Annotated in this window: 11 protein-coding genes; 6 read left to right on the forward strand and 5 right to left on the reverse strand. The window is 35.3% G+C overall.

What is annotated here, in order from left to right; translation table 11 throughout:
- Positions 1-115: 115 nt before the first annotated feature.
- From ACYIA1_RS22350 to ACYIA1_RS22375, 6 genes are all read left to right on the forward strand, one after another.
- Positions 116-1,063 carry an ornithine cyclodeaminase gene (locus tag ACYIA1_RS22350; RefSeq protein ID WP_036629485.1) on the forward strand — a complete coding sequence of 316 codons (948 nt, stop codon included), beginning with the start codon at positions 116-118 and terminating at the stop codon, positions 1,061-1,063.
- A 145-nt stretch (positions 1,064-1,208) separates the two neighbouring features.
- The gene (locus ACYIA1_RS22355; RefSeq protein WP_250788163.1) at positions 1,209-3,026 is read left to right on the forward strand and encodes an aminotransferase class I/II-fold pyridoxal phosphate-dependent enzyme; all 1,818 of its coding nucleotides are present in this window, start codon (positions 1,209-1,211) and stop codon (positions 3,024-3,026) included.
- Between the two features lie 17 nt (positions 3,027-3,043).
- The gene (locus ACYIA1_RS22360) at positions 3,044-4,306 is read left to right on the forward strand and encodes an oligosaccharide flippase family protein (RefSeq protein ID WP_250788162.1); all 1,263 of its coding nucleotides are present in this window, start codon (positions 3,044-3,046) and stop codon (positions 4,304-4,306) included.
- Positions 4,307-4,945: 639 nt separating this feature from the next.
- The gene (locus tag ACYIA1_RS22365; protein WP_250788161.1) at positions 4,946-6,967 is read left to right on the forward strand and encodes a glycoside hydrolase family 55 protein; all 2,022 of its coding nucleotides are present in this window, start codon (positions 4,946-4,948) and stop codon (positions 6,965-6,967) included.
- Between the two features lie 686 nt (positions 6,968-7,653).
- On the forward strand, positions 7,654-8,661 hold the full coding sequence (locus ACYIA1_RS22370) for an O-antigen ligase domain-containing protein (protein WP_413639621.1): 1,008 nt from the start codon (positions 7,654-7,656) through the stop codon (positions 8,659-8,661).
- Positions 8,661-9,515 (forward strand): LicD family protein, encoded by an 855-nt coding sequence (locus ACYIA1_RS22375; RefSeq protein WP_250788159.1) that lies wholly within the window; start codon positions 8,661-8,663, stop codon positions 9,513-9,515. The genes ACYIA1_RS22370 and ACYIA1_RS22375 overlap by 1 nt, the downstream gene beginning before the upstream one ends.
- Before the next feature lie 72 nt (positions 9,516-9,587).
- Here the strand turns inward: ACYIA1_RS22375 and ACYIA1_RS22380 are convergent, their stop codons facing one another.
- From ACYIA1_RS22380 to ACYIA1_RS22400, 5 genes are read right to left on the reverse strand one after another with little or no spacing between them, the layout of a single operon-like run.
- The gene (locus ACYIA1_RS22380) at positions 9,588-10,322 is read right to left on the reverse strand and encodes a WecB/TagA/CpsF family glycosyltransferase (protein ID WP_250788158.1); all 735 of its coding nucleotides are present in this window, start codon (positions 10,320-10,322) and stop codon (positions 9,588-9,590) included.
- Positions 10,323-11,360, reverse strand: a complete 1,038-nt coding sequence (locus ACYIA1_RS22385) for a glycosyltransferase family 4 protein (protein ID WP_250788157.1) — start codon at positions 11,358-11,360, stop codon at positions 10,323-10,325. It abuts the gene before it with no gap.
- Complete coding sequence (locus ACYIA1_RS22390) at positions 11,350-11,952, reverse strand: acyltransferase (RefSeq protein ID WP_250788156.1); 603 nt, start codon at positions 11,950-11,952, stop codon at positions 11,350-11,352. Before ACYIA1_RS22390 ends, ACYIA1_RS22385 begins: the two co-directional genes overlap by 11 nt.
- Before the next feature lie 12 nt (positions 11,953-11,964).
- Positions 11,965-13,575, reverse strand: coding sequence for a GumC family protein (locus ACYIA1_RS22395; protein ID WP_250788155.1), 1,611 nt, complete (start codon positions 13,573-13,575; stop codon positions 11,965-11,967).
- Between the two features lie 7 nt (positions 13,576-13,582).
- Entirely contained in the window at positions 13,583-14,386 is an 804-nt protein-coding gene (locus ACYIA1_RS22400) for a polysaccharide biosynthesis/export family protein (RefSeq protein ID WP_250788154.1), read from the reverse strand.
- Positions 14,387-14,528 lie beyond the last annotated feature (142 nt).

Here is a 14,528-nt window from a genome sequence, read left to right on the forward strand (position 1 = left end):
ATTACTTATGTTTATAGTGCATTTAAAAGAGATACAAAAGTAAGACTATTTCAAGAATTATACATAACTTTGGAAGCTTTTTTGGCATAAGCATGAACTAAAAAAGGAAGTCAATATGAAAATTATCTCTGAAAATCAGATTAAGGATTTAGGAATTACGCCTGCGACCTGTGTAGATTGGGCGAAAGAAAGTTTCTCTATAAAAAACAAGGCTCAATTACCCGCAAAAATAAGTGTACACCCCCAAGGTAATGACTTTTTCACTTCCATGCCCTGCCTCTTACCCCAAGAATTCTCTAGGTTTGGAATCAAGGTGGTTCATCGTATTGTAGGTGGCATACCTGCTTTAGGAAGCGATATCCTACTCTATGATTCCAATACGGGAGAACTATTAGCCCTATTGGGTGGAGATTGGATAACCGCTATGCGTACAGGAGCTGTCGCCACTCTCGCTATCCAAACATTAAAAGCGACCGATGCCACTACTTACAGTTTCATCGGCTTAGGAAATACAGCTAGAGCAACTATGTTATGTTTACTTGATAGCCAAAAAAATACGCATCATACAGTTCAGCTATTAAAATATAAGGATCAAGCGGATTCCTTTATAGAGAGATTCGGGGCTTATCCCAATGTTACATTCTCGATCATAGACAATATAGAGAATCTCATATCCAACTCAGATGTTATTATCAGTTGTATAACAGACGCAAGCACCTTGATCTGTCCGAAAAATGACCTATTTAAAGAAGGATGCCTAGTCGTGCCGATACATACGAGAGGATTTCAAAATTGCGATCTCTTTTTCGACAAGGTATATGGCGATGATACCGATCATGTGAAGGGGTTCCGTTATTTTTCCCAATTCAAACAATATGCCGAGCTAGAAGACGTTTTATCAGGTAGAACGGCTGGCAGAGAAAATGACCATGAACGGATATTAAGTTACAATATAGGTCTTGGTCTACATGATATTCTATTCGCAAGTAAAATTTATGATAGTTTATCTGCGCAATCTCCAGAGATTAAGATAGAAAGAGAGGTATCAAAATTCTGGATATGATATCGGTTTACATTATATGCAGCGTTTTAGATAATAGAATCATCTTATAGATGACAACCCCTTCTCGATTATGTACAGTCAAATTGATATTTTGACAGTAAAATCGACAGGGGTATTTGTTTATACAATTAAAAAAGAATAAGATATGCAAGCGATCATATTAGCGGCAGGCATGGGCAAACGCCTTAAAGAGTTGACAAAAAACAACACAAAATGCATGATTAAGGTACATAATCAAACCTTAATCGAACGTATGCTTAAACAACTGGAAGCTCTATCCCTGAAACGTATAATTATCGTGATAGGTTATAAAGGGGAAAAGGTACGTGAGCTTATCGGAGATAAGATAAACAACACTCCTGTTCTTTATGTAGAGAACAATGTATATGATAAAACAAATAATATATACTCGCTATATCTCGCTAAAAACTATCTGGTGGAGGACGAGACAATTCTACTTGAATCCGATCTAATTTTTGAGAACTCCATTCTCAGCAAATTGATAAACCATCCCTATCCAAATTTGGTAGTAGTTGCCAAATACCAAAGTTGGATGGATGGTACCGTCGTACGGCTGGATGAGGATAACAATATATTGAACTTCATCTCAAAGAAAGCGTTTCAATTTTGCCAAAAGGAGTCTTATTACAAGACCGTAAATATATATAAATTCAGTAAGGAATTTTCCACTAATAAGTATATTCCGTTCTTGGAAGCTTATTGTAAAGCCCTCGGTAATAATGAATACTACGAACAAGTTCTAAAGGTAATATCCTTATTAGACAGACCGGATTTAAAGGCCTTGACGATTACAACCGAAAAATGGTATGAGATAGATGACCAACAGGACTTAAATAATGCGGAAGCCTTATTTTCGGAAGGCAAGCAAGCTTTATCTTTATACGGCAAACGTTATGGTGGATACTGGCGTTTCCCTATGTTATTGGATTTCTGCTATCTCGTCAACCCTTATTTCCCAAATACCCGATTGAAGGAAGAAATGAAAGCTAATTTCGATACTCTCCTCACCGAATATCCTTCTGGTATGCAAGAAAACGCTCAACTAGCCGCCCGTTATGCGGGAATATCCTCCGAACAAATCATCGTAGGAAACGGAGCGGCCGAGTTAATCAGTGGTTATATGCGTATGACCTCTAAGTATACCACAGGAGTTATATTACCAACATTCGAGGAATACCCGAACCGTTTGGCCCCTAAGCAGCTGGTGTATTATACTCCCAGCAACCGAGACTTCTCTTATACTGCTTTAGACATTATATCTTTCTTTGATAACAAACCGATTGAGCAACTTTTGATAATTAACCCTGATAACCCATCAGGAAATTTATTATCTAAAAATGAGATATTTGCGCTAGTCGAATGGTCCGAACGAAAAGGGATTCGTTTAATCATAGATGAATCTTTCCTTGATTTCGCAAATCCTGAAAATAAACTTTCCCTGTTAGATAAAGAGCTTTTAAACAAATATCCACATTTGATTGTCATTAAGAGCATATCAAAGTCATACGGCGTTCCCGGATTACGATTAGGTTTCTTAGCGTCGGGAAACAAAGATCTCATAAAAGCGTTGAAAAAAGACATATCGATTTGGAACATCAACTCCTTCGCTGAATTTTATATGCAGATTTTCGTGAAATACAGTGATGACTACGACAAAGCCTGCCATAAATTCTTAAACGAAAGAGAGCGTTTCTTCCAGAATCTACAGGCAGTCTCATATCTTAGGGTTATTCCTTCCGCCGCAAATTATTTCTTATGTGAAGTAACCGATACTTACACATCGGAGGAACTTTGTAGCTTTTTATTGTCGAGAAATAATATTTTGATAAAAAATTGTGGAACAAAAGCCGGGTTCGAAGGAAAACAATATATCCGAATCGCTATCCGAAACAAGGAGGACAATGATAAGCTAACAGAAGCATTAAAATCATTGAATGAATAAGAAATCCAATATATTATATGGAAATAAGAAAGAAACTTAAGAACCCTATGGTTATAAATTTCATCTCCTTGGCATTGCTCCAAGGAGTGAATTATTTATTACCGCTATTATCTTTTCCATTTCTATTCAGGGTATTGGGAGTAGAAAGATGGGGATTAGTCACTTTCGGTTACTCATTGATGCAGTACTTTGTGATGTTCACCGATTTCGGATTTAACCTCTCTGCTACAAAGTTCATATCTGAGCACAGGAACGATCTACAAAAAATAAACTCTTATTTAAATAGCGCCATGATCGGGCGTTTTATCCTATGTGGAATTAGTTTAGCTATATTATTAATTTTGATCTCATGTTTTGATAAATTCAAAATGGAATCAACATTCTATCTCTTCTATTTTGGCATTATCATGGGAAATGTCATGTTTCCTATGTGGTTCTTTCAGGGCATGGAGAACATGAAATACATCACAGTTTTTAATATTGTGGCAAAATCTTTAAGCTTCATACCATTTTTCATTTTCATACGAGAACCTGAAGATTATATATATGTACCCGTATGTTATAGTGTTGGATTCATATTAGCTGGAATCGTAAGCTTATTTATCGTATATTTTAAAATGGGAATGAGATGGTATATCACTCCCATCAATCAGATCCGAAGTTCCTTAAAAGACAGCTCTACCTATTTTCTATCGAGGGCTTCTACCTCTTTATTTACAACTAGCAATTCATTCCTTTTAGGCCTTATTTGTGGAAATACGGCAGTAGGATATTATTCAGCGGCAGAAAAGTTATACCAAGCATACAATCAGCTATTATCCCCATTCACGGGCATATTATTCCCGCATATAGCGAAAAGTCGTGATGTCGTTTTTTTCAAAAGGATATTCTACCGTATCACATTTGCCAATTTGTTTTGTGTAACAGCAGCACTTCTATTATCAGCTTATGTACTTCAAATTGTCTATGGAACCGCAAATCCAAACATTCTTGAGGTATTCCGAATTCTTATATGCGCTTGTTTTGTCACTATACCATCAATGCTTCTCGGATACCCATTCCTTGCAGCCATGGGGCACCCATTATTTACGAACTGGACAGTTGTTTTCACTTCCGTAATGCATATAACTGGATTAATTATCTTGTATTTCTGTAATGCTCTTATACCAACAACCGTAGCGATCATAGTTGTCTTCTCCGAAACGCTTTTGATTTCTTTCAGAATATGGGGAGTACAGCGATTTCAACTTTTTAAGGATTCTTACATTTCACATATTTAAAATACAACTATCGCTAGGCACTACTATATGTGCCTAGTAAAGTTTTTTAAGGATTATTTACCGCATTATCGAGAAGATTAGCGCACCGACAATCTTCCAACAGATCAACTACAAAATAGAAAAACGATTGACAGAGCCAAATATGCGTTCTTTTTAGCCCTATCAATACATATACATATGCACAAGACACACTGATTATTAATCTAATACAAGAAGCTCAAACAATCGGCTCATGGCTTATCAAGTGAACAACTTACGGTTTGTCAAGCCACAAGCTTACGGCTGAGGGTAGTCGTAAGCGTACCAGTTGGGAAGTGATTAGTTATTCGCTTGCCAAGCCTTATTCCAGTAGATTTGCTACCCATCCTAGCAACCTCCTATGATATGGATTTCACAGTTCTTCTCGTGCCATGGATCTCGCATCATATATAATCTACCTAAGGGAAAGACCTCTTCACTATTTATCCGAACAACTTAAAAAAGATTTTATACATATATGTCGCTTGCAAAACTTTTTTATTCCTCCAATAGATAAAAAGAATAAAAACCAGAATTGCATATTATTAACCAAGTATATCTAATTTTGAATTTAAATAATACTATATTTATGCATTAATATAAATTTAAAAATCAACGATTATGTCTACTAAATCTATTCTAACAGCAGTGAACAATAGTTGGCCAGAATTTAATCCTAGCTCGTTCAGTCCCAATCAAACGTATGTAATTACAACAACAAAATCATTGACAGGCAATATTACATTGTCCGAAAATATTACACTTATTTTTGCTGGAGGTAAAATAGCAAGCAATGTCTCCAATATCACAAGAACATTAAAAGGTAACAATACACATATAATCGCACCTATCAGCCTAATTTTTGAAAAGGAAATACAATTGGATGGTTCTTGGATTATGGATAGAGCTTACCCACAATGGTTTGGAGCCAAGAACAATGACGAAAATACAGATTCTTCAGATGCCATCAATAAAGCGATACAATTTAAAAGGGTCGGAGAAGTCTTCTTACCCAGAGGTCAATATTACATAAATAAAACTATTAACGTTAAAGTAGGGATAATCCTACGAGGTGAAAAAGCATATACATATAAAGACACAAAAAATATAAGTCAAAATGATTATCTAAATCAAGGTACTATTATATCTCCAAGACCTAATAGTGGATTAAGTTTTTCCGGTAATTTCTTAGTAAAAGTAAATGTAAGTGGAGACAGTCCTGAAAATGGGACATGGGAATATGCTTATACTGAGTATCATACAGAGATAAGTGATATTTACTTCTGTAATCTTAATTCTAGCATTAAGAATTTACGCGGTGTCTTATTTGCAGGTTGTATAAATATACAATATTGTCGATGGAAAGGATTTGTTCAAGCCGTAGCATCAACACATCAGAATTATTCCGATGGAAAATCCATTACTCATTGTCATTTTAGTACAGAATATGTCACACATACTCAAGATCTATATGCTTTTGATTTACAAGGCATGGGAGATGCTCTTTTATTTAAATATAATATGATACAACCAAATGGCAAATGGATTGACACAAATAATATTCAACATTTCTTAGGGGGATTGGCTTTGAATCAGAGTTTAGGAGCAGAGATATGTGACAATATAATAAATGCCAATATTCTTATAAAGAATTCCAAAGGAGTAATTTTTCAAGCAAATCATTGTGAAGGAAAAGAAACTCAATTACAAATAATGTGTAGTTCAGCCATAATATCAAGTTGCTATTTTGAAAAAGGTGCTGTACCTAGTATTAACATACAAGATCCAACTGCTAATAATTATGATATTTCTAACATATCTTTAGAAAACATAGTTTTTGCTTATTATGAAAATGAATATGAAGATGAAAATAAAACACAACCGAGGAACATAAAAAGATATGATTTACAAACAGATGGAAAAGTAAATATCAGTATAAAAAATTCTTTCAGGCATTGGGTAGAAAGAGATTGGATAAATAGATCCGCTCCATATGGAATGGAAATATGTAATAATGATGTGTCATCATCCCCTATTGATAAATTTAATAATCACAGTTATTTACTTTCAAACAGAGGAGCCTTAACGACTGGCTTTAGCGTAATCCAAGATCATGCTATATCCACCAAGAACTTAACAATGAGTGGTGCAACCAATAGCCATGTTGATTGGCACAAAGATCCTGGCACCTATTCTTATACCGCAAATATAGTTTGGGATAAAACCAGAAAGTTAACAACCCCAATATCTTCCACATTTACTGTTGAGAATATATCCAAATTTGGAGTTCTAATTACTCTTTTCGGAGGTGATACTTTTGGATACCACACATTTATACGTATTTTTAGGACAAAAGGAACTAGTAGTAGCTTTGAATACTGCGATGTTCCTTTATGTGGCTGTAAGCACCTGTATGACAATGGAAATTCAATATGTGGATTTGAGTGGAAAACTGGAAATCAAGAAAAGCAAGTTGGGGTTATCCCGAATGGAGCAATACAGTTCTTAGGAGACAATATTATTTGCAGAAGCACCTCTTATCCTATTGTAGGTACTTGGACTGATGGTGACATCATCTATAATATGGGAAATGGCACTCCAACTTTATGGATACGTATTAATGGAAGTTGGATTGCTAAATAAAAACTTAGTTGAAAGTTCCAAGTTTCACAAGAAATCTTTTACAAACAGAAATAGCAACCTGTATGAAAGAGGACAATATCCACTAAGAACGTAAGTTTTTGAGAAGGCCTAATCAAAAATATTTAAAGTTGTCAAAGGGACAAACTACATTGTCCTTTTTGACAGCTTATTATAGATAGAATCCGATCAAACTGTTTAATTCAATTTCACAGGCTCTCTTATCATACCAAGTAACTTCTTGAAAGTTCAGACTGAGAGATCATAGCTATGATACATAAATTCGAAATGCAAACATCCAATACATTTCTACATCCGTGAAAACAGCACTTTAACTAGCTTACAATTACAATTATCAGTTATTTAGACTTCATTTTGAAAAAAAAATTGTATATTTGCAAACTTGAAAGGATTATAACATCATTATGACATTACAAGAATTCACTAATAAATATTTTTATTATCTTTTTGTGATCACATTACTCTCTGGTATTGTTTTTTATGATATCATAGGATTTAATTCTGCAGACGAAGTATGCGGTCTTCTTTTACTAGTTCTATTTTTTAGGAATATGTTTCTCTCTAAAGATTGGCCTATCAATAAATTTTTCTTATTGGTACTTGGAATTTTTCTTTTCTACGTTTGTTACTCCATTTATATTGGTAGCAACTCAATAAAAGCAATATGTATGGATTTGATCATACAAATGAAACCATATCTTGCATTTTTCTGTACTTACCAATTAATGCCCAAGTTTAATAAAAAACAAAAAAAGATATTACAAGACCTATGCCTTTTACTATGGTGCTTATTTCTACCTTTAGGAATTATCGGATTTTATAATGTGAGAATATTTTTCCACATAATTGGTCATCCATCTTGTTATGCGGCATTAATTACCGCATTAGCCTTAACCTATTTATATTGCAGCGAATACACGCTAAAAGACAAATTACTTTTTTTAGCGATGCTAGCTATAGGTATCTCCTCCGGACGATCAAAATTCTATGGATTTTTTGCACTAGCGATATTCACTGTTTTCTATTTAGGGAAAATAGAGAATCTTAAAATAAATTTCCGAAACGTAATGGCTTGTATAATATTATTAGCTGCTATAATATTCGTGGCCAGAGAAAAGATAGATCTCTATTTCATACAAGGATTCACAGAAGACGGTGATGCTAGTGAAAAAGATCTTTTAGCCCGATTTGTTCTTTATGCGACATCTTTTCTCATATTACTTGATTACATTCCTTTTGGATCTGGTCTAGCTAGTTTCGGCACACACACTTCCGCCGTATTTTATTCAAACATTTATAGTAAATATGGCATTGATTCTGTTTGGGGACTAAGCAAATCGTACAATAAATTCATTGCGGACACCTATTATCCTTCATTGGCTCAATTCGGTTTTGCAGGAATCATTCTTTTTATCCTCTTTTGGATATATATCATCATGAAATCCATCACATACAGTAAAATCACGAACGACTCTAAATTATTAACGATAACATGTCTTATCATAGGCTTCCTGCTTATCGAAAATATAGCAGACGCATCGTTCACTAGTAACAGAGGTCTATTTATGATGGTTTTTCTAGGGCTAGTTGCCGCAAATCAAAAAGAACAATCTATCTCCTTTAAAGAACAAGAAAATGATATTATCCAAGATAAAACAATCAATAAAATAAAATAATGACTGACTACAATAAACTTTTTCCCGATAATCGGCAATCTGGAGAAACAACTCTCCGACAAGCACAACTGGTTATGTTGCGCATGTTTAAAATTATTGATCATATATGCAGGCAGCATAATTTAAAATATTGGATGTGTTCTGGAACACTACTAGGAGCCATACGTCATCAAGGATTTATCCCTTGGGATGATGATTTAGACATTTGTATTATAAGGGAAGATTATGAGAAGTTTTTAACTATAGCTCAAACGGAGTTACCCAAAGACTTATTTCTACAAACAAGAGAAACGGATCCCTTTTACGATTATTTGGCCTTACCTTGCAAAATAAGAGATAAGAATAGTTTGATTATTTCAAATGGAATAGAAAATAAACAGTATAACATGGGATTATTTATAGACATTTTCCCTGCAGACCGTTATCATTTAAATCCAACGATATTCAAAAAAGAACAAAGACATAAGTCATATTTCTTCTATTTGTGCAAAGGGCTAGATGCTGAATTAGACAAGAAAAATTCAACCGTAAAAAGATTTGTTTCTTACTTAAACCCCATATTGAGGGCCTTAACAAAAAGATATTTGCGACAGTCCAGAAGATATATCCATAATAATCTATATCTAGGAGAACAATGTCTGATCGGACATGGCTTTGACACACCTTGGAGACGGTATTTCAATTATAATGAAATCTTCCCTCTAAAAGAATATATTTTTGAAGGGTATACATTCCTTGGACCACAAAATGCTGATGCTTATCTATCTCAACTATATGGAAAGACATATATGACACCACCTCCTCCTGAAAAACGAATTCAGCAACACGCAGCTTTATTAAAGCCTATATTATAAAAATAACACCTCCGATTGAAAATCTTAGCGCCTTTCAATCGGAGGTAGTACTAGTCTAATATTTTTAACATATCAAGATTTGAGAAAGCGCAGCCTTAAGATTTTCCAAACAAAAACTGGATTATAAATAATATATCGCCTCCAAAGACGTTTCGGATCACTAATCAAACGACCGAGCCACTCTAGTCCCATATTAATCATCCAACGGGAAGGACGTTTTTTTGTTCCAGCATAAAAATCAAACACTGCACCAATCCCACAGGTAATATGAGCATTTAAAGCCTTATGATTCTCAAAAATCCATTTCTCTTGTTTAGGGGCTGTCATTCCGACAAATAAAGCATCTGGAGCAAAGTCATTGACTAGCCTTATCATCTCTTGATTATCCTCTTCTGAGAAAGTAGCCTTAAACGGAGGACTATAAGTAGACACTTCTATATGAGGGTATTCATAAGACAAACGTTCCTTTATTTTTGAGAGCGTTGCCTCCGAAGCCCCCAAATAAAAACATTTCCCACTTTGTCTTTCCAATGTCTCTAGGACCATCTGATGTAAATCTGCTCCCGCAATCTTCTGGATGCGCTCCTTCTTCAAGAAACGTGCAGCCCAAACAACCGCTATGCCATCCGGTAATAAATAATCACTTTCTATCAACGACTGACGAAAAAGAAGATCCTTATCCGCCATCACCCAAGAATAAGCATTAATCGTATTCACTGTTATACGTTCTTCTGGAATAGAATTGAACACATAATCTCCAGCGATTGTATAATAAGATAATGGTATTTTACGCATTTCTTTTATCAATTACAATAATTTTTTATAGAGAGAATCAATTTGCTTATTGATTTCATTCATGTTAAACAAGCCTTTTGATAGATTCAACGAGCTTTCCCCCAACTGATAACGCAGTTCCTGACTCGCTAACAAACGATCTAATTGACGAGCTAACCCTTCTATATCCCCCGGTTCAAAAAACAAAACATTTTTTTCATTAAACAAAACATCCGGTAAACCTCCCACTGGAGTAGAAATCACCGGTAAGCCATATGCCCAAGCATCCAATACCGCCATAGGAAATCCTTCCGCATAACTGGCTAAACAGAAGATTGATGCTCGACGAAATAGCAAATCCTTAGCCCCATCTCTCACCCATCCTAAAAAATTCACTTGGCTCTCTATTTGACAATCAACGGCAAGCTGCTTTGCTTCTGCTAACTCCCCATTACCAGCTATATTTAGTTTCCAATCCGGATAAGAGGCTGCAATTCGAGCAAAAGCATAGATTAAAACAGAATACCCCTTATTATAATTCAATGTTCCCGCAAATATAATTTCTTTATATTGATCTGTATATTTCACTGAAGGAACAATTGGGCAAGGGTTATAAATCACATACACTTTACCTTCCAGACCAAATAAAAGTTCTACCTTTTGACGGATAGATTGAGATAATACGATAACAGCATCAGCCCCTTGAAACATCTTTTGGTAAAGTTTATTTCCAGCCTTTTCATCAACTTGGTTACCTATGTGTAAATGAATAACAACTTTTTTCCCTAAGAACTTCGCTATTTTAAAAAAAGGGTATTTACGCTTCACCGACGGAAGCTCACTTGTATGAATATGAATCAAATCATATTTCCACACACAAACGATATATTTCAAAAAAGCAATAAAAGCATATAAAAACTTCCAGACTAAATTCCGATCAATATGAGTTTCGATCCAACGAACCTGATAGTTAGTCCAAAAGGGAAATTGTTCATAGGCTCTGACAACTGCCGTAACTCCTCCACGTGTCTTCCTTGAAGTAGCTAAAAACAACACCCTTTTAGTTTTCATCTCTATGCCTAATTAATTCATCCTTACTGAAACGCTTTGCCTCAGCATATAACTTACGTTCATGTTCTAATATTGTATCAATATCCCAACGAAACTTGAGTATCTTAGAAGGAACCCCTCCTACAATAGCATAAGGAGGCACATCTTTTATGACTAAGGCTCCAGCAGCAACCACAGCTCCTCTTCCCACAGTCACACCCTTCAAAATCGTTGCATTAGACCCTACCCACACATCATCATCGATATGGATATCCAAATCATCCCCGGGTAATTTATCTTGTACATCATAAATGAAACGTCCGACATCCGTTATTCGATGATCCCCACCAATTAATGTCACACGGGGACCAAATAAAACTTTATTGCCAATAAACACCTTACTTTCTGTAGCAAGTATAATTGCATGAGGACCTAAATAGACATCATTACCTATAGAGACATTTTTATATGTAATCAAAGAGGATAGAGAAGCAAAGCGAACATGAGTCCCACACCGCATCATTAAACGTTTATAAAAAAACGAAACAAAACGATTCAAGCAACCTCGTACAAAATAGCTTAAATTATATATAAAAAAACCTATTAGACGCATAAGAGATCCTTTTTACTTTTTCGAACTTACTCTTTTATATTCATCCCGTAATGAATAATATTGTTCTTTAATAAATAAATATCCAAGAGGAATAACCAATGTAAATATTAACATTCCAATAGCCGCATATAATTTACGCGGAGCGATAGGTTTACTTTTAACATAGGCACTATCCAATATACGTGCTTTTTCCCTAGCTTGACCTAAAATTAAGGCTGTTTCTTCTCTCTTTTGTAATAAGATAAGGTAAACACCCTGTATTATTTCTTGTTGACGCTTCAACTCTACATAATGGCGCTCTGCAATAGGGTAATTATTCATCTTATCATAAATCAATTGTTCTTTTGATTTCACATCTGCGATAGAAACCTGAAGCCCTTTTTGAGCATTATTGATAGTTTGAAAAACACTCTGACGAAGCTCATCTGCTTGTTTCGTCAATGTTCCAACCAAAGGATTATTTATACTTGAGTTCTGGATCACTCGAGCTCGTTCTAGCAACACTTCATTATAAGATGTTAAAGGGCTTCCTTTCTCTCCCTCTTGAGCAGTCAAAAGAACAGGGACTAGATTATACTTATTAGCAGGATCTTTTATGAAAGCATCCATCATCCCTACCACATTGACTTGTGCCTCAAGTTCTATCAATTTTATTTGAAGATCTTTCATTTGATCCACATAGAACTGGACATCATGTTCTCCATCCATAAGCTTATTCTTACTCTTATAGGCTTCAATTTGATTTTCCACATCCGCTAATTCAGATATAACATTTTGAATACGCCCATCTAAAAAAGACAATGTTTTACGAGCCTCACTCTTTTTATACATATCCGCTTGTCGATTATATAGCAAAATCAAGGTATTCAACATATCCAAACCTCTTTGCCGCTCATAATCCATACATCCCAACTCTATCACATTCGAACTCTTAGAATTTTCCTCTATAGTAAATTCTTCCTCTAACTTCTCGGCTATCCATCCTGCCGGATGATAAATAATATCCAATTTCGCAGATGTAATATTTTCCTTTCCTTGATTAAACGATAGAGTAAACATACCCTTAGGTAGCTCCATAGAGGCAGGAAGAGAACTGAAATTAAAATGTTTCTTTCCCATACTTTTAGTTTCAGCCAAAACTTCAATCTTCCCATTAGACATCGATACGGAGAACTCCACATCCTCATCTAATCGCAGATTTGTTATAGAATCCGTTGTCATCTTAAAAGGAGACTCTTCATACAATCGATATCCAAAAGAATAAGGCTCAGAGTATTCCACATTCACTCCCAAATCCAATACCATATCACGGAGTAACTTATTCGATGTTAACATCATTAACTCATCCTCTATATTAATAACACTAGAAGAACCGCCCCCCAACCCAAAAGATTTCATCAACCCAGCGGCCTCTCCCAATCCAAAACTACCTCCTCCAAGGTCTTTATCTTCCTGAATCTGGATACGGGCCATCATCTCATATGTACGAGGGTAATAAATCAGATATAAAACCGCAGGGATTATAGAAAACAGGAATACCCCTAAAAATAATTTCCATTGCAATAGATATCTTACGATAATACTTTTAAGTCCGATTGTTTCGTTGTCTTTCACTTCCATCATCTAATTATTATTTAGTAATAGCCAATATAACAGTCGTTATCACAGATACTGCGCTCAAAATTGAGGAGAACACGGTTATACTATATTGTTGGGCTTGACTATAACGGGCGTTTCTCTTCTTCGCATTATTCGGTTCCACATAAACAACATCATTTTGTTGAAGATAATAATAGGGGGAAGTAAATATATCCGGCTCGGTAATATCCAAACGAGCAAATTCCTTTTCTCCATTATTATCTCGTATAACCAAAATGTTCTTACGGTTCGCGTTAATTGTCAAATCACCGACTTGGCCTATAGCATCTAAAATTGAAAGACGATCATTTTTCACGGAAATCGCACCCGGCCGAGAAACCTCACCCATCACCGTGACCTTATAATTAACAATCTGTACATTAACCAATGCATCTTTCACATAAGGGGAGATCATTTCTTGCATTTTATCACTTAACTGTTGCTTAGTCAATCCCGCCACATGGATCTTTCCCAAAACAGGGAAATTTATGTCACCTTCCTGATCAACCAAATACGTTCTTAATTGACCGGAAGAAACCGTCGTAGTCTCACCTTGAGTCGCATAAGCATATACAGGGGGATTAAAGGGAGTAACGACTGTCGGATCCCATGCCGTAACAGTTATCGTAAGTAAGTCATCAGGGCAAATCTTCGAGGTATAAGCTTGATTCATCTTACTCACCTGTTCGGGGGTCAAGGCATCCACTCCTTGGAAATAAACCACATCTTTAGGAACAGAACAAGCCCCTAACAATAAGACAAACAATGCCACTACTGATACTAATTTCACTCTCATAATCTTTGTTTTCTTCAAATAAGGTGCAAATATACGTTTTTTAGTTTGAACATGAGGTCTCAAAAGGACCACAAGTATAAAGATACTTCTATAACGATGCAATTGTCTAGATATTGCTGCATGCTAAATCAAAATTATAGTT

The organism is Parabacteroides sp. KHUB-02 (genome assembly GCF_056640955.1).